This window comes from Stenotrophomonas rhizophila (assembly GCF_003751305.1).
GTDB classification, from domain to species: domain Bacteria; phylum Pseudomonadota; class Gammaproteobacteria; order Xanthomonadales; family Xanthomonadaceae; genus Stenotrophomonas; species Stenotrophomonas rhizophila_B.
Map to the genome: position 1 here is coordinate 270,839 of NZ_RJKV01000001.1, position 19,918 is coordinate 290,756.

Here is a 19,918-nt window from a genome sequence, read left to right on the forward strand (position 1 = left end):
CGTTGCGGATGGGTGGAAGATCAGCCGCCCACTATTCCAGAGCTGGCCCCGCATCCTCAACGGTATGGCCGTAACAGATCGTTACGACGCGCGTGGCTTGAGTTTCTGCACGCGATAGAAGGTGTGATCACCGATCGTGGCCACCTGGTAGGCGTTGCGCCAGCTCGGGTTGGCGATCGCCAGGGCGGCGAAGTGGCTCGCACCCGGAACGATTTCCTTGCGCTCACCGGCCGGCAGGGCCCAGTTGCGCTCGGCGTCGAAGGCGACGGTCATCGCTTCCTGCCAGGCATCGGCGTTGCCGAGCTGGGTGCCGGGCGCGACGATGGTCGGGGCGAACTGCTTGCGGGCGGTCACCACCTGGCACATCGAGTCGCCCCACAGGCCGCTGTCCAGGCGGCGCAGGGCCACTTCCGCGACGGCTTGCTGGCCGCGCAGGGTCTGGTCACGCGCTTCGAGGTAGACGGTCGTGCTCAGGCACAACGAATCGGCGGCAGGCTGCGGCAACAACTGTGACAGCCAGAGAATCCAGGCCAGTTTCATAAATCTCCTTGCTCCGTGTGGGCCGCACCTGGCTGTTCCATCCGATCGTGCGGACGGGGCGTGGGTACGACTTGGCGTCATGGGGAGGCGGCCATCGGGGCCGCCCGGGGGCGGACCCGAATAGACGTGGGGTCCGCGCGCTCACTCGAACTGGGTGGTGAGCGGGAAAGTTGGCGCACGATAGGGGGGGATTTCCCAATACATCCTGAACCCGAAAGCTTGACATTCAGGTTCGGGGGTGGGGCTGAATCGGCGGTTCAGCCCCGTATTCAGGTCGGTTTTGACCCGGATCAGAGCGCGGCGGCGACCCGGCTGCCCTGATCGATCGCGCGCTTGGCGTCGAGTTCGGCGGCTACATCCGCACCGCCGATCAGCTGCGCATGGATGCCAGCGGCCTGCAGCGCGGCGTGCAGATCACGGCGCGGTTCCTGGCCGGCGCAGACCACCACATGGCTCACCGGCAGCAGCTGTTCCTGGCCATCCACGCGGATGCGCAGGCCGCTGTCATCCACGCCCAGGTAAGCCACGCCACCGAGCATGCTCACGCCCTTGGCCTTGAGCGTGGCGCGGTGGATCCAGCCGGTGGTCTTGCCCAGCCGCGCGCCGGGCTTGCCCGGACTGCGCTGCAGCAGCCAGACCTTGCGTGCGGGTGCCTCAGGCGCCGGCTTGGCGAGCGCGCCGCGGCCCTCGAACGACGGGTCCACGCCCCACTCGGCCATCCAGCGTGCCGGATCCAGCGCGGAGGAGGGCCCCTCGTGGACGAGGAACTCGCCGACATCGAAGCCGATGCCGCCGGCGCCGATGATCGCGACCTGCTCGCCTACCTGGACCCTGCCAAGCAGCACATCCAGGTAGGTAACCACCTTGGGATGGTCGGCACCGGGGAAATCGACCCGGCGCGGGGTGATGCCGGTGGCGATCACCACCGCGTCGAAACGGGCCAGCACGGCCACGTCGGCCACGGTATCCAGCTTCACCTCGACACCGGTCTCGTCCAGCTTGTGGCGGAAATAGCGCAGCGTCTCGTGGAATTCTTCCTTGCCCGGGATGCGCTTGGCGACATTGAACTGCCCGCCGATCTCGCTGCCGGCATCGAACAGCGTGACCGCGTGGCCGCGCTCGGCGGCGACCGTCGCGCAGGCCAGCCCGGCCGGGCCGGCACCGACCACGGCGATCCGGCGCGGGGCGGTGGTCGGGCGGTAGACCAGCTCGGTCTCGTGCACGGCGCGCGGATTGACCAGACAGCTGGCGGTCTTGTTCTCGAACACGTGGTCCAGGCAGGCCTGGTTGCAGGCGATGCAGGTGTTGATCGCCTCCGGGCGGCCGGCGCGCGACTTGTTGGCCCACTGCGGGTCGGCCAGCAGCGGCCGCGCCAGCGAGACCATGTCGGCAGCGCCTTCGGCAAGGATGCGCTCGGCCACGTCGGGCATGTTGATGCGGTTGGTGGCGATCACCGGCACGCGCACGTGCGGCTTGAGTTTGGCGGTAACCGCCGCGAAGGCGCCGCGCGGCACCGAGGTCGCAATGGTCGGGATGCGCGCCTCGTGCCAGCCGATGCCGGAGTTGATCAGCGTTGCGCCCGCCGCCTCGATCGCCTGCGCCTGCTGCACGATCTCGGCCCAGTTGCTGCCGTCGGGCACCAGATCCACCAGCGAGAGCCGGTAGATGATGATGAAGTCCGGCCCGCAGGCCTCGCGGATGCGGCGCACAATCTCCACCGCGAACTGCATGCGCTGGGCGGCGTCACCGCCCCAGCGATCGGTACGCTGGTTGGTGCGCGGGGCGATGAACTCGTTGATCAGATAGCCTTCCGAGCCCATTACCTCGACGCCGTCGTAGCCGGCCTCGCGGGCCAGCCGCGCGCTGCGCGCGTAGTCCGCGATGTGGCGCTCCACCCCGCGCGCGGACAGCGCCCGGGGCGTGAACGGGTTGATCGGGGCCTTCAGCTTGGAGGGTGCCACTGACAAGGGGTGGTAGGCGTAGCGCCCGGCATGCAGCAGCTGCAGGCAGATTTTGCTGCCGTTGTCGTGCACGGCCCCGGTGACCTGGCGATGCGGTCGCACCTCCCACGGCCAGGACAGCTTGCCACCGAACGGCTTGAGCCAGCCGACCACGTTGGGTGCGAAGCCGCCGGTGACGATCAGCCCGACGCCGCCAGCCGCCCGCTCGGCAAAATAGGCCGCCAGGCGCGGGAAATCGCGCGCACGGTCCTCCAGACCGGTATGCATGGACCCCATCAGGACCCGGTTGCGCAGCTGGGTGAACCCCAGATCAAGCGGAGTGAACAGATGCGGGTAGGCGGTGGATTCGGCGGCTGGCGACATATGGATACGCTTGCGTACGGAAGCCCGCAGGGTGCCGCGAATGCCCTTGAAGAGCAAGGGCATGTGTCCACCCGCTGCCGACCACGGGTCCGCACGGACGCCCGCTATGGCGTGGCAGCTGCCGGGCTGGGCTTGCGGATGCCGAACAGCGGCAGGGTGACGCCGCACAGCGGGCCGATCAGCAGCGCGAACGCGAGGGTGCCCACCCCGACATTGCCGCCGAGCCACCAGCCGATCAGCAGTACGGTGCCTTCGATAGCGCTGCGCACGATCCAGATCGGCCAGCCGGTGCGGGCGTGCAGGCCGGTCATCAGGCCATCGCGTGGGCCGGGGCCGAAGCGCGCGCCGATGTACAGGCCGGTGGCCAGCGCGACCAGCAGCAGGCCGCAGACGAACATCGGGATCTGCCAGGCCAGGCCATGCACCTCCGGCAGCAGCCACAGCCCGAACTGGGCACTCGGGCCGATCAGCAGCACGTTGAGCACGGTGCCCAGCCCCGGTTTCTGCCGGATGGGCCACCACAGCAGCAGCACCAGTGCGCCAATCACATTGGTGGCCACGCCGAAGGACAGCGGTGTCTGCAGCGCGATGCCCTGTGAGAGCACATCCCAGGGCGCCACCCCGATCGCTGCGCGGATCATCACCGCCGCGCCGAAGCCGTACAGGAACAGGCCGAGCAGGAGTTGCAGCAGGCGCAGGGGCAGGGACGTGGGCATGGCAGATTCACCGGAAGGGCCACTGACTGTAGGCGGCACGGCGTACCGCCGACAGATACAGATGCGCACGAAAGTGCGATGACACACCGGCGCGCGCGTTACTCCCAGCCGGACAGCACCAGCTTGCCGATCACGCCGCCCCCTTCCAGCCGGCGGTGTGCCTCGCGCAGGTTCGTCGCGTTGATCGCGCCCAGGTGCGTGTGCGCGGTGGTGCGCAGTTCACCGGCATCGATCAGGCTGGCCGCCCGGTTGAGGATGCAATGCTGCTCGATCATGTCCGCGGTCTGGAAGCGCGCGCGGGCGAACATGAATTCCCAGTGGATGCCGATGCACTTGGCTTTATAAGGATCGCCGATGCGCAACGGGCCGCGCGGCTCGACGATCAGCCCCACATGCCCCTGCGGCGCCAGCAGCTCACCCAGCGCTTCCCAGTAATGGTCGGTGTCGGCCAGATTCAATGCCACCTGCACCTGCGCAATCCCCAGTGCCTGCAACTGCGGCGCCAGCGGCTGGCGATGATCGATCACGTGGTCGGCACCCATCTTTACGCACCAAGCGCGGGTCGCCTCGCGCGATGCCGTGGCGATCACGGTGAAGCCCGCATGCCGCGCGAGCTGGATCGCGATGGAGCCGACGCCGCCGGCACCGCCGATGATCAACAGATGCTGGCCACGATGACGGCAGTCATCGAGCTGTAATGGCATCCGCTGGAACAGCAGTTCCCACGCGGTCAAGGTGGTCAGCGGCAACGCCGCGGCGTCGGCGAAATCCAGCGTGGTCGGTTTGCGCCCGACCAGGCGTTCGTCCACCCACTGATAGTGCGCATTGCAGCCCGGGCGTGTGACGTCGCCTGCGTAATACACCTCGTCACCGGGTGCGAACGCGGTCACCGCCTCGCCGACCGCTTCAACAACACCTGCGGCGTCGTAGCCGAGTATCCGCGCCGGGTTCTCATGCTGCGCACGCGGCGCGCGCTGTTTTGCATCGACAGGATTCACCGAGACGGCGTGGATGCGCACCAGCAAATCACGTCCTTGAGGTGCGCCCGGCGGCGCGATGCTCAGGTCCTGCAGGCTGGCGGGGTCTTCAATCGGCAGATACTGCGTCAATCCCACGGCTTTCATGGCGGCTCCGGATGGGGGAATCATCTTCATCATACGGATCACGCCGCCGCTGTTTCTGCGCTGAATCACGACGTGATCGCGATTTGAACCCTTTCGTGAAAAATGTGTCCCGACCTCGCCTGAATTAGGCAAAACCCTTGTCGCGTCTGGGTCTTGCGGAATTTCATCAACCTGTATAGGGTGCCACCAGCTGGACCCGGTAGAGGTCTAGTGGTCGTCTTCACATGTTACGGGACTGTTAACATCACCTTCACTCGCCTGAGCATAATGTTCGCGGCGGTGGCGTGCTGAATCGGCAGTCTGAAAACGACGCAGTAGTGCTGGCCCATGCCTCTACCGGTTTCATACCCCCGAAATAGGAGCTGTACTCAATGAACAAGAAGATCCTTACTGCCGCGCTGCTGGGCGGTCTGGCTTTCGCCCAGGCTGCATCGGCGCAGGATTTTGACGACCGCTGGTACCTGACCGGTTCGGCCGGCTTCAACTTCCAGGATAGCGACCGTCTGACCAACGACGCTCCGTTCGTTACCCTGGGCCTCGGTAAGTTCATCAGCCCCAACTGGTCGCTGGACGGCGAGCTGAACTACCAGAACCCGAACTTCGATGCCAACCAGGATCTGAACTGGAGCCAGTACGGCGCGTCCGTCGATCTGCGTCGCCACTTCATCCAGGAAGGCCGCGGCTGGAACCCGTACCTGCTGATGGGTCTGGGTTACCAGAAGTCGGAAGAAGAGTACGCAGCACTGGACAACAACGGTCCGCGTGAGCGCAAGGACGGCAACTTCGCCGCCAAGCTCGGCGTCGGCCTGCAGACCACCTTCGAAAAGCGCGTCGCCGTGCGTGCCGAAGTGGCCTACCGCGCTGACTTCGACGACAAGAGCGTTGCTGCTCCGAGCGAAGACTGGTTCGGCGACGTGCTGGCTTCGGTCGGTGTCGTGATCCCGCTGGGCCCGGCTCCGGTCGCTGCCGTGCCGGCTCCGGCTCCGGTTGCCCCGAGCTGCGCCGATCTGGATGACGACGGTGACGGCGTCAACAACTGCGACGACAAGTGCCCGAACTCCCAGCCGGGTCAGACCATCGGTCCGGACGGTTGCCCGGTCCCGGTGTCGATCGATCTGAAGGGCGTGAACTTCGACTTCGACAAGTCGAACCTGCGTCCGGATGCGGTTGCGATCCTGAGCGAGGCTTCGGAAATCCTGAAGCGTTACCCGGATCTGCGCGTTGAAGTGGCCGGTCACACCGATTCCAAGGGTACCGACGCTTACAACCAGAAGCTGTCCGAGCGTCGTGCTACCTCGGTGTACAACTATCTGACCCAGAACGGCGTTGACGCTTCGCGTCTGGTCGGTCCGATCGGTTACGGCGAGAGCCGCCCGATTGCGCCGAACGCCAACCCGGATGGTTCGGATAACCCGGAAGGCCGCGCCAAGAACCGTCGTACCGAGCTGAACGTCCAGAACTAATCCTTCTGGCAGTACAGTCTCAATAAGCAGGGCCCGGCATTGCCGGGCCCTGTTTTTTTTTGTCTTTTCTTACTTTGCCACGTGGGCTTCTCGCCCGCGTCACGCCTCGCAGCGACCGGTAGGCCCCTCGGCAAATGTCCCCCGGCCGCCGCCTTGCGGCGACGGCCTCCTCCTTGATTTTGCCCAGGGGCCTACCGGCCGCTACGGGGCTCGCCGTGCTGTAAGCCCACGTAAAACCTGGCCTTTCGTTGCAGCGCGGTCCAGCGCTCGACGCACCGGCCGCTGCGACTGAAAGCGTTCGGCGTTCGCTTCACAACTGCCTCGCCAATGAGACCCGCATTTCCGCGCATGCATTCGGGCAGAATCCGTGAAATCGACAATAAATCCAACAAGTTGCCGTATTCATTGAAAGTGGCGCTTGAAAGACGTTGTGGCGCTGTTAAACTCGCCGCGTCGACCCCTTCCTGGATGCATCTCATGCAGCGTTTTGCACTGGCCGCCGCGCTTGGCCTGGCCCTGGTTCCCGCCGCCCACGCTGCCGTGGACTGTTCGGCACCTGCCAGCGCATCGCCGCTGCCGCTGCCGGCCACCGCGATCGCGCCGGTTGCCGAAGAGCTGTACATCCGCAACGTCCAGTTGGGCATGCCTGCCGGCGTACTGACCTCCAGCTACGACCGCGAGCAGTCGCTGGACAGCGTGCTGCAGCGCCTGCGCATCGACGGCTGCCAGAACATCGCCAAGGCAATCCCCAGTGCACCGGTGATCAACCCGAACGATCCGGCCGCCTACAAGCCGCAGACCGAGTTCGACAACACGCCGTGGCGCTTCGACATGAGCCAGAACGGCAAGCGCATGACTGCCGAAGAATTCGACGCGTGGATGAAGGCGCGTGGCGTGCGCGTGGTCAAGGCGCGCCCGGTGCCGGCCGCCGTGCCGGCTGCCGCTCCCGAAGCACCGGCTGAGACCAAGCCGGCGGACAAGAAGTAAGCCGCCTGAGCGGAGCACGATGACGACACGCCGGCCACCCGCCGCGACCGCGTCCCGACCACGCCGCCCCGAGCGGCGTGCGAGCCCCGCAACAGGCGCCCGCACCACTGCGTCCAGCACGTCCCCGAGTGCACCGCGCCATGGTCTGGCGCGTGTGCTTTCCAAGGCCGGGCTGTGCTCGCGCACCGAAGCCGCGCGCTGGATCGCCGACGGCCGGGTCACGGTCGACGGCCGCGTCATCAACAACCCCGAATTTCCGATCATCGACGGTCGCCATCATGTGCGCGTCGATGGTCAGCCGCTGGATGCGCCCAAGCGCGTGCACCTGATGCTCAACAAGCCGCGCGGCCTGGTGACCACCGCGCAGGACGAGCGCGGCCGTGACACCGTGTACCGCTGTTTCGATGCTGCCGGGCTGCCGTGGATCGCGCCGGTCGGGCGCCTGGACAAGGCCAGCGAAGGCCTGCTGCTCTTCAGCAATGATCCGCAATGGGCCGCGCGCCTGACCGATCCGGCCACCGGACCGGACAAGACCTATCACGTCCAGATCGATGCGATTCCCGATGCCGCTCAGTTACAGGCGTTGTGCGCGGGGATCGAGGACGAAGGCGAGGTACTGCGTGCGCGGCGCGCCACGCTGCTGCGCAGCGGCGACAAGACCGCCTGGCTGGAAGTGGTGCTGGAGGAAGGCCGCAACCGGCATATCCGCCGCCTGCTTGCCGCGTTCGACATCAACGTGCTGCGCCTGGTGCGCGTGGCGATCGGCCAGCTGCCGCTCGGCGAGCTGGGCAAGGGCGCCTGGCGCGAGCTCAGCCCACACGATCTGGATCTGCTTTATGCCGTGGCCGACAGCGCCGCGGCTACACCGTGACCTTGTGGCCTGCCGGCATGTGGCAGGCCAATCGACCCGGGCAATGGATGGCCTTCGAAGGGACGTTCCGTTCAACACCGGGAGTAAGACCATGCACGTCAGTACCCTTAATCGTTCCCTGTTCCGCGGCGCCTGCCTGTTGTTGCCGGCCGCGCTGCTGACCGCCTGTGGCGGCCACAAGCAGATCGCCAAACAGGATCCGCCGGTGACCGACAAGGTGGTGGAGATCAAGATCCCCGAGCTGGATGGCCGCGGCAGCTACCGCTTCCTGATGAGCGATGGCGACAAGCGCATGAGCGCCGATGAGTTCGACGCCTGGATGAAGGCCAACGGCATCCGCGTGGCCAAGGGCAATGGCCAGGATGGTCCGGTTGCGGCACCGGTGGTGGTGGCCAGCAAGGAAGAGGCCAAGGACAAGAAGAAAAAGAAGAAATAAAAAAACGCCGGGCATGGCCCGGCGTTCTGTGGGGACGGCGCGCCAGGCGCCGCCGTCCGGTCAACCCTTGATCACGCCCAGTTCCAGGCCGATCCGGGTGAAGGCATCGATGGCACGGTCCAGGTGCGCGCGCGTGTGTGCGGCGCTGATCTGGGTGCGGATGCGGGCCTGGCCCTTGGGCACCACCGGGAAGAAGAAGCCGATCGCGTAGATGCCTTCCTCGAGCAGGCGCTCGGCGAACTTCTGCGCCAGCGGCGCGTCGTACAGCATCACCGGGCTGATCGGGTGCACGCCCGGCTTCACATCGAAACCGGCGGCGGTCATCTTCTCGCGGAAGTAGGCGGTGTTCTGCGCCAGGGTATCGCGCAGGTCATCGGCGGCGGCCAGCATCTCGAAGGCCTTGATGCCGGCGGCGACCACGTGCGGCGGCAGCGAGTTGGAGAACAGGTACGGGCGCGAGCGCTGGCGCAGCAGCTCGATCACTTCGGCGCTGGCGCAGGTGAAGCCGCCCAGTGCGCCGCCCATGGCCTTGCCCAGGGTGCCGGTGATGATGTCGATCTTCTCCAGCACGCCCTTGACCTCGGCCGAGCCGCGGCCCGTGGCGCCGAGGAAGCCGGTGGCATGGCATTCGTCGATGTGGACCAGCGCGTTGTACTTCTTCGCCAGCGCGGTGATCTCATCCAGCGGGGCGATGAAGCCGTCCATCGAGAACACGCCGTCGGTAGTGATCAGCTTGGTCTTGCAGCCGGCCGCATCGGCCGCCTGCAGCTGGGCTTCCAGATCGGCCATGTCGCAGTTGGCGTAGCGGAAACGCTTGGCCTTGCACAGGCGCACGCCATCGATGATCGAGGCATGATTGAGCGCGTCGGAAATGATCGCGTCGTGCTCGCCCAGCAGCGGCTCGAACAGGCCACCGTTGGCGTCGAAGCAGGCCGCGTACAGGATGGTGTCCTGCTTGCCGAAGAAATCGGCGATCTGCTTTTCCAGCTGCTTGTGCAGGTCCTGGGTGCCGCAGATGAAGCGCACCGAAGCCATGCCGAAGCCGTGGGTATCCAGCGCGTCCTTGGCGGCCTGGATCAGGTCCGGATGGTCGGCCAGGCCCAGGTAGTTGTTGGCACAGAAGTTCAGCACCGAACGGCCATCGTCCAAGGTGATCTCGGCAGACTGCGGGCTGGTGATGATGCGCTCGGACTTGAACAGGCCCTGGGCGCGGATCGCCTCCAGTTCTTCAACGTAGTGCTGGGTCAGCGAGGCGGTGGTGGCGTCGGTCATGGCAGGCAGTCTTCGGCACGGGAAACCCCGGATTTTACCTGCCGGGGGCCACGGCGGGGTTGCCGCCGGCGGTGGATGGGCGGGGCAGGGCGGAAGACGGTTGCAGACGTGATTGTTGCATCGCAATATCAATCAGGTTAAAAAACTGTAAACCGATGCCGTTCCGCCCACCCCACGTCTGGAGAGACCCCGCATGAACCACGCCACGCGCTGTACCGCCGCCGTTGTGCTCTGCGCCGCCCTGCTTGCCCCGTTTGCCGCCAGTGCCCAGGACGAGGCCGAATCGCCGTTCAGCTGGAACGTCACCGGTGTCTCGGATTACGTGTTCCGTGGTGTGTCCCAGACCGACGAGGATCCGACGATCCAGGCTGGCTTCACCTATACCTCGCCGGTGGGTCTGTACGCCGGTGTCTGGGGCTCGGGCGTGGATTTCGGTGATGGCGGCCCGGACGCCGAGGTCGATTACCTGATCGGCTACGCCTTCGACGTGACCGACAACGTCAACCTGGATCTGCTGCTCAACCGCTACACCTATCCGGGCTCGAGCGAGCTGGCCTACAACGAGTTCATCACCAAGACCACGTTCGCCGAGCAGTACAGCCTGACCGTGACCTACACCAATGACGTGTTCAATTCGGGCACCGATGCGTGGTACTACGCCGTGGGCGGCGAGTGGGCCTTGCCGCAGGACTTCACGCTGAGCGCGAACGTCGGCCGCAGCACCTTCGAAGAAGGCATCTCCAAGGATTACACCGATTGGAATGTCGGCGTCAGCCGCCAGTTCGGCCTGTTCAACCTGGGCCTGGGCTATTACGGCACCGATGGCAACGGCCGCGACAACTCCGGCAAGCTGGCTGACAACCGCGTGGTGTTCACGGTCGGCATCGGGCAGTAACCGGCACCCGACACCGCCGGCCACCTCGCGAACCAGAAAAGGCGCCCGGATGGGCGCCTTTTCAATGGTGGCCTCACACCGGAACCCTTGCTGGAGAGCAGCCCCCTTGTTGTTCAAGGGGGGCGCCAACGGCGCGGGAACAAGGTGGAATGGACACTTGATCATCTGTGCCGAAGGCACCGGTGATCAATTCCAGCTGAGCACGACCTTGCCAGCCTTGCCCTGTTCCATCAGATCGAAGCCCTTCTGGAAATCATCGATCGGCAGCTGGTGGGTCATCACCTTGCCGAGCGGGAAGCCGGACAGCACCAGCTGGGTCATCTTGTACCAGGTCTCGTACATCTTGCGGCCGTAGATGCCCTGCACGGTCAGGCCCTTGAAGATGATCTTGTCCCAGTCGCAGCCGGCGCCCTTGGGCATGATGCCGAGCATGGCGATCTTGCCGCCGTGGTACATGCAGTCGAGCATGTCGTTGAACGCGCGCGGATTGCCGCTCATTTCCAGGCCCACGTCGAAGCCCTCCATGTGCAGTTCCTTCATCACGTCCTTGAGCGAGGTGTTGGACACGTTCACCACGCGGGTGGCGCCCATGTCGGCGGCCAGCTTCAAGCGGAAATCGTTGACGTCGGTGACCACCACGTTGCGCGCACCGATGTGCTTGCAGATGCCCGCGGCGATGATGCCGATCGGGCCGGCGCCAGTGATCAGCACGTCCTCGCCAATCACGTTGAACTCCAGCGCGCAGTGCGCGGCATTGCCATACGGATCGAAGAACGCGGCCAGTTCGGAGGGGATCTGATCCGGGATCGGCCACAGGTTGCTGGCCGGCATCACCATGTATTCGGCGAAGGCGCCGTTGACGTTGACGCCGATGCCCACGGTGTTCGGGCACAGGTGCTGGCGGCCGCCGCGGCAATTGCGACAATGGCCGCAGACGATATGACCTTCGGCCGAGACGCGCTGGCCGATCTCATAGCCGGTCACGCCCGGGCCGATCTCGGCGATGCGGCCGACGAATTCGTGGCCGATGGTCAGGCCGGGCTTGATCGTGCGCTGGCTCCATTCGTCCCACAGGTAAATGTGCAGGTCGGTACCGCAGATGGCGGTCTTTTCCAGCTTGATCAGGACCTGGTTCGGGCCGGGGGTGGGGACCGGAACTTCTTCCAGCCAGATGCCCTTGGCGGCTTCGCGTTTGACCAGGGCCTTCATTGTTTGCTGCGCCATCGGGGTGGAACTCGTCTGGGGGGAAAGCGCGGATTATAGAGCCGCTGGCGGTTTTCCCATGTTGCAGCGCGGGTGGGCCGGGAGGTAGCCATGCCCCTCATTGCCGCACTGCGTGCGGCCAGCCGACCATGGGTCGGCTCTACCGGGCTTCGGGACGGCGCAGCGGCTGGGCTAGAATCGGCGGTTCTTTCACCAGGGGCTGCTCAATGCGCTCGAACCTGCTCGCTTTCTCCGTCGTCGCCAGCCTTGGGCTGGTCCAGGTCGCCCATGCCGCTGAAGGCATGTGGGTGCCGCAGCAGCTGCCGGAAATCGCCGGCCCGCTCAAGCAGGCTGGCCTGAAGCTGTCCCCGGAGCAGATCTCCAACCTGACCGGCGACCCGATGGGCGCGGTCGTGGCGCTGGGTGGCTGCACCGCCAGCTTCGTCTCCCCGCAGGGCCTGGTGGTCACCAACCACCACTGTGCCTACGGTGCGATCCAGCTGAATTCGACGGCTGAAAAGAACCTGATCAAGGACGGCTTCAATGCGCCGACCCTGAAGGACGAGCTGAGCGCCGGCCCCAACGCCCGCGTGTTCGTGCTGGACCAGATCACCGACGTGACCGACCAGGCCAAGGCCGCGATCGCCGCCGCCGGCAAGAACCCGCTGGCCCGCACCCGCGCGCTGGAGGCCTTCGACAAGTCCCAGACCGCCGCCTGTGAGGCCGATGCCGGCTTCCGCTGCCGCCTGTACAGCTTCTCCGGCGGCAACACCTACCGCCTGTTCCGCAACATGGAAATCAAGGACGTGCGCCTGGTCTACGCACCTCCGGGCAGCGTCGGCAAGTTCGGTGGCGACATCGACAACTGGATGTGGCCGCGCCACACCGGCGATTTCTCGTTCTACCGTGCCTACGTGGGCAAGGACGGCAAGCCGGCCGCCTTCTCCGCCGACAACGTGCCCTACCAGCCCAAGCACTTCCTGAAATTCGCCGACCAGCCGCTGGGCGCCGACGACTTCGTGATGGTGGCCGGCTACCCGGGCCGCACCAACCGCTACGCCCTGGCCGGCGAGTTCAATGAAACCGCCAGCTGGACCTACCCGACCATCGCGCGCCACTACAACGCGGTGCTGAAGATGATCGAGGAAGCCGGCAAGGCCGATCCTGACGTCAAGGTGAAGTACGCCGCCACCGCGGCCAGCATGAACAACGTGGCCAAGAACTACGCCGGTCAGCTGGAAGGCTTCAAGCGCATCGACGCGGCCGGCCAGAAGCAGGCCGAAGAAGCCGCCGTGCTGGCCTGGTTGAAGAAGCGTGGCGCCGCCGGCAAGCCGGCTCTGGCCGCACACGCGCAGCTGGTCCAGCACCTGGACACCAGCAAGAGCACGCGTGAGCGCGATCTGTTCGTCAGCCAGTTCAACAGCACCTCGGCGGTGGGTTCGGCGATCAGCCTGTATCGCCTGTCGATCGAGCGCAGCAAACCCGATGCCGAGCGCGAAGCGGGTTACCAGGAGCGCGATCTGCCTTCCATCGAAGGCGGCCTGAAGCAGATGGACCGCCGTTACGTGCCGCGCATGGACCAGCAGTTGCAGACCTACTGGCTGAGCCAGTACGTGGCCCTGCCGGCGGCCCAGCGCAGCAACGAAGTGCTCAACCAGTGGCTGGCAGGCAGCGATGCGGCGGCCGTGCAGGGTCTGGTCGGCAAGCTCTCTGCCACCAAGCTGGGCAGCCTGGATGAGCGCCTGACGTGGTTCAAGGCCGACCGTGCCGCCTTCGAAGCCAGCACCGATCCGGCGATTCAGTACGCGGTGGCGGTGATGCCGGCGTTGCTCAAGCAGGAAGAGCAGAAGAAGACCCGCGAAGGCGAGTCGCTGGTGTCGCGCCCGCTGTATCTGCAGGCCGTGGCCGACTACAAGAAGAGCAAGGGCGAGTTCGTCTATCCGGACGCCAACCTGTCGTTGCGCATCACCTTCGGCAACGTCATGGGCTACGGCAAGGACGGCGTGAACTACACCCCGTTCACCACCCTGGAAGGCGTGGCTGCCAAGGAAACCGGCGAAGACCCGTTCGATTCGCCCAAGGCGCTGCTGGAGGCGGTCAAGGCCAAGCGTTACGGCGGCCTGGAAGACAAGCGCATCGGCTCGGTGCCGGTGAACTTCCTGTCCAACCTGGACATCACCGGCGGCAATTCCGGCTCGCCGGTGCTGGATGCCAACGGCAAGCTGGTCGGCCTGGCCTTCGATGGCAACTGGGAGTCGGTGAGTTCGAACTGGGTGTTTGATCCGGTGATGACCCGCATGATCGCGGTCGACAGCCGTTACATGCAGTGGATCATGCAGGAAGTGGCGCCGGCGCCGCAGCTGCTCAAAGAACTGAACCTCAGCAAGTAAGCCGACACGTCGGTTTCCAGAACCCCGCAGCGACATCTGCGGGGTTTTTTTATGTGCGAATTACTGTCAAACGCGTGGCGTCTTGCTTTCTCCTGCGGGAGGCTACCCGGCCTCAGCCTGCGCGGGGCCGTCAGGCGCCATGCTTTACGAGCCATCCGCCACCAAGCCGCCGAGCAAGCAGATCACGTGTACCAAACAGCCACACAGCTTCACAGCCGCGACCGGGTATCATCCCTGTTCCGCGTGCTTTCACAGGATGTGAACGAAGCGCCGGAGCCTCCTCCCCCAAGGACCCCTTGTCCGCATGCGCATCCTGCTTGCCCGTCACGGCGAAACGCCGTGGAATGCCGAAGGCCGCTACCAAGGCCAGATCGATATCCCGTTGTCGCCGATCGGCGAAGCCCAGGCCAAGGCACTGGGGGAACGTCTGAAGTCCGTCGACATCACCCGCGCCGTTGCCTCACCGCTCTCGCGTGCCCAGCTCACCGCCCAGCTCGCCCTCGGTGCCGAACGTGCCCCGATGCTGCAGACCGAGCCGGACCTGCAGGAAATCGCCCACGGCGAATGGGAAGGCCTGCTGGCCAGCGAAATCCACGACAAGGATCCCTCGCGCCTGCGCGCCTGGCGCGAAGAGCCCGATACCGTCCTGATGCCCGGCGGCGAATCGCTGCGCCTGGTGCTCGAACGCAGCTGGCGTGGCCTGGCCCGTGCCGCCGAAGGCCTGGGCGAGCACGACACCCTGCTGGTGGTCGCCCATGACGCCGTCAACCGCGTGATCCTGTGCCGCATCCTCGGCCTGCCGATCTCGCGCCTGTGGACCTTCCGCCAGGCACCGACCACGCTGAACCTGCTCGAAGGCCCCGACCTCGATCAGCTCGACGTGGTCCGCCTCAACGACTGCGCGCACCACACCCCGTTCTTCGGCGAAGCCAAGCACCGCGCGCTGTAACGCACTGCGTCCCATCCTGCCGTCCGCCCCAACGATTCCGATCCAACGACCATGACCACCACCGCCCGCCCGCAGACCCTCTCCGATTGGCTCAGCTACATCGAGCAGCAGCACCCCGCCACCATCGACATGGGGCTGGATCGGGTGCGTACCGTGGCGCAGGCGATGGGGCTGGGCGCGCCGGCCGAGCGCAGCATCGTGGTCGGTGGCACCAACGGCAAAGGCTCCACCGTGGCCTTCATCGAGGCCATCGCACGCGCCGCCGGCTGGAAGGTCGGTGCGTACACCTCGCCGCACCTGTTGCGCTACAACGAGCGCGTGCGCATCGATGGCCAGGACGCCACCGATGACGCCCTGATGGCGGCCTTCAACGCGATTGAGGACGCGCGCGGCGACACCACGCTGACCTACTTCGAGTACGGCACGTTGGCCGCCCTGCAGCTGTTCGCGCAGGCGGGCCTGGATCTGGCCGTGCTTGAAGTCGGCCTTGGCGGGCGTCTGGATGCGGTCAACATCGTTGATGGCGACGTGGCGGTGATCACCACCGTCGACATCGACCACAGCGACTGGCTGGGCGAGGACCGTGAAGCGATCGGGACCGAGAAGGCCGGCATCATCCGAGGCTGGAAGCCGGTCATCCTCGGTGAAATCGATCCGCCCTCGAGTGTGCTCGCGCGTGCCTATCTGGTGGGTGCCAACGCTATCCGTGGCGGCAGCGATTTCTTCGCCGATACCATCGATGGCGAGCGCTGGCGCTGGCGCGATGTCGGCTTCCGTATCGAACTGCCGCACCCGACGCTGCGCGGTCCCATCCAGCGCGCCAATGCCGCGACGGCGATCGCCGCGCTGCGTGCGCTCGATCGCCCGCTGCCGCGCACCGCCTTCATCGAAGGCGTTGCCGCCGCGCGTATCCGTGGCCGTCTGCAGGCCTTTGATCGTGACGGCGTGGAGGTGCTGGTCGATGTCGGCCACAACCCGCAGGCCGCGCGCGAACTGGCCACCGCACTGAAGGCCAGTCGCGTCACCGGCGACACCATCGCGGTGTTTGCCGCCCTGCAGGACAAGGATGCCGCCGGGGTGGTCGATGCCTTGGCCGATCAGGTCCAGCAGTGGTACCTGGCCGGGCTGGAGGGGGCACGTGCGCAGAGCGCCGAGGAACTGCGGGCACGCCTGACCAGTACGGCGGCGGCCGGCGCTACGCCGCATGCCACCGTCGTGGATGCCCTGCAGCATGCCGTAGGGCAGGCCAAGGCCGGCGATCGCGTGCTGGTGTTCGGCTCCTTCCACACCGCCGCGCAAGCGCTGCAGACCCTCGATCCCGGTACCTGAGGGTGCTTTGCAGCGCCGTTCAGCCGCATCAGCCGCCGCACACGCGCGCACCCGTATAATCGCCGTGGCATTCCGCCGCGCCGCCTGCCTGCCTTCACGTGGATACTCCTCTGAAACAGCGACTGATTGGTGCCATCGTCCTGGTGGCGTTGGCCGTGATTTTCCTGCCCATGCTGGTCAAGGGTCCCGCACCTGACAGTGGTGTCGCCAACGTGCCGATCAGTGCACCGGCCGCGCCGTCGGATGGCCAGTTCGAAACCCGCGAGCTGCCGCTGGTCGCACCCACTGGTGGCGCCACCGGCCTGCAGAGCGGGGCATCCACCACCCAGCCGCTGGCCGACAGCGCTGCGGTCGCCGCCGATCCGGCGCCGGCAGACACCTCGCCGGCCGTGGCCGCGGGCAACTACGCCGTCAGCTTCGGTGCCTATGCCACCGAGGCCGATGCCGACCGCGTGATCGCCTCGTTGAAGAGCGCCCAGCTGGCCGGCTTCCGTGAGCCGGCCACGATCAATGGTCGCCAGGCCTGGCGCGTGCGCGTCGGCCCCTACGCCGATCGCGCGCTGGCCGAAGCCGGCCGCCTGCAGGCGGTGAAGGTGCGCAACGACGTCAAGGCCGAGGTCATCACCCTGGATGCCCGCGCCGATACCGCGGTTGCCGCCACGCCCGCCGCCACTGCCCCAGCCCCGTCGGCGGCTCCAGCCGCCTCCAGCGCTACCGCCGCGCCGTCGGGCAATGCCGTGAAAACCGAATCCCTGCCGGCCGAGCCGGTCGCGGCCGCCAAGCCGGAACCGAAGCCGGCCGCGCCCAAGCCCGAGCCCAGGCCGGCCCCGGCGCCCAAGCCCGAAACTGCTGTCGCGGCACCGGCTGCTCCGGCGGCGCCGGCCGCCAGCAGCGTCGGTTTCGCCGTGCAGCTCGGTGCCTTCGGCCAGGCAGCGGAGGCCAACGCGCTGCGCGACAAAGTCCGCGCCGCCGGCTTCAGCGCCTTCGTGGAGCAGGTCCGTACCGACAAGGGCACCCTCAACCGGGTCCGCGTCGGGCCGGTCGCCAACCGCGCCGATGCCGAGAACCTCAAGGCCCAGGTGGCCGCCAAGGTCGGCGTGGCCGGCATGGTCCGCCCGCACCCCTGATGCCTGATCCACGCCGCCCCGCACCCGCAGGACGGCCCGTAGCGCCCGGCCTGCCGGCATGATCGACATCGTCCTGCTGGTCCTGATCGGGGCCTCGGTCCTGCTGGGCCTGATGCGCGGCTTTGTCGGCATCGTGGTCAGCACGCTGTCCTGGCTGCTGGCCGGCTGGGCCGCGTTCCTGTTCGGCAATGACGCAGCCCACTGGTGGGCAGCGCCGCTGGAACCAGGCACCGGCCATTACGTTGCCGGCTACCTGGGGGTGTTCCTGATCGTCATGATCGCTGTTGGCCTGATCGGCATGCTGATCAAGGCCGCCGTGAAGGTCACCTGCCTGACCGGCGCCGACCGCCTGCTGGGCGGCGCATTGGGCCTGGTCCGCGGCGCCTTCCTGGGCTGCGTACTGCTGATGCTGGCCGCCTTCACGCCGCTGCCGCAGGAGCCGGCCTGGCGGACCTCGCAGGTGCGGCCGCTGCTGCAACCCGGCGTGCGCTGGATGCAGGCGCAGCTGCCCGAGATGGCGTTGCCGGAGGTGAATCTGCCGCAACTGCCGACGATGGATTTGGGCAAGCCGCTCGCGACAGGCGATAATGGCGTCCTTGGCGAAGTAGTGGCAGGGCGCGGATGGCCGCGTCCCGTTGACGAGGGGAGGGAGACGGCACCTGCCGACGCTGCGGCGCGCGGGCCGGCTTCCACACTGCCAGTCAATATCGAGCCGGCGCACCCGCGTCCGGACGACACCGCTCCGGCACGGAACGGTACCCCCGGCCAGGCACGGCCACCTTCACTGTAGATGGGCGCAGCCCAGCGGAGAATTCGCACCATGTGTGGCATCGTCGGAATCGTCGGCAACCAGAACGTCGCCGGGCAGTTGTATGACGGCCTGACCGTCCTCCAGCATCGTGGCCAGGACGCGGCCGGCATCGCCACCGCCGACGGCACCCGCCTGCGCGTGCAGAAGGCCAATGGCCTGGTGCGCGATGTATTCGATGCCAAGCGGATGTCCACGCTGGAAGGCCGCGTCGGCATCGCGCACGTGCGCTATCCGACCGCCGGTTCGGAAGGCATGGACGAGGCGCAGCCGTTCTACGTGAACTCGCCGTACGGCATCGCGCTGGCCCACAACGGCAACCTGATCAATACCGAAGCCCTGCGCCAGCAGGTGTTCGAGCAGGACCGCCGCAACGTCAACACCGATTCGGACAGCGAAGTGCTGTTGAACGTGTTTGCGTTCGAACTGGACGCGCAGCGCCAGCTGACCCCGGAAGCGGCGATCCGCGCCGTGGCTGCCGTGCACCGCCGCGTCAAGGGCGGCTATGCGGTGATCAGCGTGGTGCTGGGCCTGGGCCTGGTCGCCTTCCGCGATCCGCACGGCATCCGCCCGCTGGTGCTGGGCAAGCGCGCCCACGCCGAAGGCGACGAATACATCGTGGCTTCCGAATCGGCCGCTCTGGACGTGCTCGGCTTCCAGCGCGTGCGCGATGTGCGCCCGGGCGAAGCCCTGGTCATCACCGCGCGCGGCGAACTGTTCTCCGAAGTCTGCGCCGAGCCGGTCGAGCACAGCCCGTGCATCTTCGAGTACGTGTACTTCGCCCGCCCGGATTCGATGATCGACAACGTCTCGGTGCACAAGGCGCGCATGCGCATGGGCATCAAGCTGGGCGAGAAGATCCTGCGCCTGCGCCCGGACCACGACATCGACACCATCATCCCGATCCCGGACACCTCGCGCGATGCCGCGCTGGAGATCTCCAACACGCTCGGGGTGAAGTACCGCGAAGGCTTCATCAAGAACCGCTACATCGGCCGCACCTTCATCATGCCGGGTCAGGGTGAGCGGGTGAAGTCGGTGCGCCGCAAGCTCAACCCGATCCACCTGGAGTTCCGCAACCGCGTGGTGCTGCTGGTGGATGACTCGATCGTGCGTGGCACCACCAGCCAGCAGATCGTGCAGATGGCGCGCGACGCCGGCGCCCGCAAGGTCTACCTGGCCAGTGCCGCGCCGCCGGTGCGCTATCCGAACATCTACGGCATCGACATGCCGGCCGCTGAAGAACTGGTCGCGCACAACCGCAGCATCGAGGAAATCGAGAAGCACCTGGGCTGCGACTGGCTGATCTACCAGGACATCGAGGACATGGAAGCGGCGGTGAGCGAAGGCAACCCGGAGCTGAAGTCGTTCGATTCCTCGTGCTTCAACGGCGTCTACCCCACCGGCATCGAGCCGGGCTATTTCGAGCGCATCCAGCAGCTGCGTTCGGACGATGCCAAGCACAAGCGTCGCGCCTGAGGGCA

Annotated in this window: 17 protein-coding genes; 11 read left to right on the forward strand and 6 right to left on the reverse strand. The window is 66.5% G+C overall.

Features of this window, described 5'->3' with window-relative positions; all coding sequences use genetic code 11:
- Nucleotides 1–81 precede the first annotated feature (81 nt).
- The 4 genes from EDF74_RS01225 to EDF74_RS01240 form a co-directional block, all read right to left on the reverse strand.
- Complete coding sequence (locus EDF74_RS01225; protein ID WP_088435200.1) at nt 82–540, reverse strand: cell wall hydrolase; 459 nt, start codon at nt 538–540, stop codon at nt 82–84.
- Between the two features lie 290 nt (nt 541–830).
- A complete protein-coding gene (locus EDF74_RS01230; RefSeq protein ID WP_123729675.1) occupies nt 831–2,864 on the reverse strand; it encodes an NADPH-dependent 2,4-dienoyl-CoA reductase in 2,034 nt (677 codons plus the stop codon).
- 104 nt (nt 2,865–2,968) lie between these two features.
- Nucleotides 2,969–3,580, reverse strand: a complete 612-nt coding sequence (locus EDF74_RS01235; RefSeq protein ID WP_123728462.1) for a YczE/YyaS/YitT family protein — start codon at nt 3,578–3,580, stop codon at nt 2,969–2,971.
- A gap of 98 nt (nt 3,581–3,678) precedes the next feature.
- On the reverse strand, nt 3,679–4,704 hold the full coding sequence (locus EDF74_RS01240) for a zinc-binding alcohol dehydrogenase family protein (RefSeq protein ID WP_123728463.1): 1,026 nt from the start codon (nt 4,702–4,704) through the stop codon (nt 3,679–3,681).
- Nucleotides 4,705–5,075: 371 nt separating this feature from the next.
- Between EDF74_RS01240 and EDF74_RS01245 the strand changes: the two genes are divergently transcribed.
- The 4 genes from EDF74_RS01245 (at nt 5,076) to EDF74_RS01260 (ending at nt 8,461) form a co-directional block, all read left to right on the forward strand.
- Nucleotides 5,076–6,167, forward strand: a complete 1,092-nt coding sequence (locus EDF74_RS01245) for an OmpA family protein (RefSeq protein ID WP_123728464.1) — start codon at nt 5,076–5,078, stop codon at nt 6,165–6,167.
- A 477-nt stretch (nt 6,168–6,644) separates the two neighbouring features.
- On the forward strand, nt 6,645–7,154 hold the full coding sequence (locus EDF74_RS01250) for a hypothetical protein (protein WP_123728465.1): 510 nt from the start codon (nt 6,645–6,647) through the stop codon (nt 7,152–7,154).
- Between the two features lie 19 nt (nt 7,155–7,173).
- A complete protein-coding gene (locus EDF74_RS01255) occupies nt 7,174–8,025 on the forward strand; it encodes a pseudouridine synthase (RefSeq protein ID WP_123728466.1) in 852 nt (283 codons plus the stop codon).
- A 91-nt stretch (nt 8,026–8,116) separates the two neighbouring features.
- Nucleotides 8,117–8,461: a hypothetical protein gene (locus EDF74_RS01260; protein ID WP_123728467.1), complete on the forward strand. Its 345-nt coding sequence runs from the start codon at nt 8,117–8,119 to the stop codon at nt 8,459–8,461.
- 60 nt (nt 8,462–8,521) lie between these two features.
- Here EDF74_RS01260 and kbl read toward each other — a convergent pair whose 3' ends face one another.
- On the reverse strand, nt 8,522–9,733 hold the full coding sequence (gene kbl, locus EDF74_RS01265; RefSeq protein WP_123728468.1) for a glycine C-acetyltransferase: 1,212 nt from the start codon (nt 9,731–9,733) through the stop codon (nt 8,522–8,524).
- A gap of 193 nt (nt 9,734–9,926) precedes the next feature.
- Here kbl and EDF74_RS01270 point away from each other — a divergent pair, with 193 nt between their 5' ends.
- Complete coding sequence (locus EDF74_RS01270) at nt 9,927–10,628, forward strand: TorF family putative porin (RefSeq protein ID WP_123728469.1); 702 nt, start codon at nt 9,927–9,929, stop codon at nt 10,626–10,628.
- A gap of 186 nt (nt 10,629–10,814) precedes the next feature.
- Here the strand turns inward: EDF74_RS01270 and tdh are convergent, their stop codons facing one another.
- Entirely contained in the window at nt 10,815–11,837 is a 1,023-nt protein-coding gene (gene tdh / locus EDF74_RS01275; protein ID WP_123728470.1) for an L-threonine 3-dehydrogenase, read from the reverse strand.
- A 221-nt stretch (nt 11,838–12,058) separates the two neighbouring features.
- On the opposite strand from tdh, the gene EDF74_RS01280 reads away from it, so the two are divergent.
- From EDF74_RS01280 to purF, 6 genes are all read left to right on the forward strand, one after another.
- On the forward strand, nt 12,059–14,221 hold the full coding sequence (locus tag EDF74_RS01280) for a S46 family peptidase (protein WP_123728471.1): 2,163 nt from the start codon (nt 12,059–12,061) through the stop codon (nt 14,219–14,221).
- Nucleotides 14,222–14,525: 304 nt separating this feature from the next.
- A complete protein-coding gene (locus tag EDF74_RS01285) occupies nt 14,526–15,170 on the forward strand; it encodes a histidine phosphatase family protein (protein ID WP_123728472.1) in 645 nt (214 codons plus the stop codon).
- Nucleotides 15,171–15,221: 51 nt separating this feature from the next.
- On the forward strand, nt 15,222–16,499 hold the full coding sequence (gene folC / locus EDF74_RS01290; protein ID WP_123728473.1) for a bifunctional tetrahydrofolate synthase/dihydrofolate synthase: 1,278 nt from the start codon (nt 15,222–15,224) through the stop codon (nt 16,497–16,499).
- 98 nt (nt 16,500–16,597) lie between these two features.
- Entirely contained in the window at nt 16,598–17,626 is a 1,029-nt protein-coding gene (locus EDF74_RS01295) for an SPOR domain-containing protein (protein WP_123728474.1), read from the forward strand.
- Nucleotides 17,627–17,684: 58 nt separating this feature from the next.
- Nucleotides 17,685–18,416: a CvpA family protein gene (locus EDF74_RS01300; RefSeq protein WP_123728475.1), complete on the forward strand. Its 732-nt coding sequence runs from the start codon at nt 17,685–17,687 to the stop codon at nt 18,414–18,416.
- A 30-nt stretch (nt 18,417–18,446) separates the two neighbouring features.
- Nucleotides 18,447–19,913 (forward strand): amidophosphoribosyltransferase, encoded by a 1,467-nt coding sequence (gene purF, locus EDF74_RS01305; RefSeq protein ID WP_019185825.1) that lies wholly within the window; start codon nt 18,447–18,449, stop codon nt 19,911–19,913.
- The last annotated feature ends 5 nt before the right edge of the window (nt 19,914–19,918 follow it).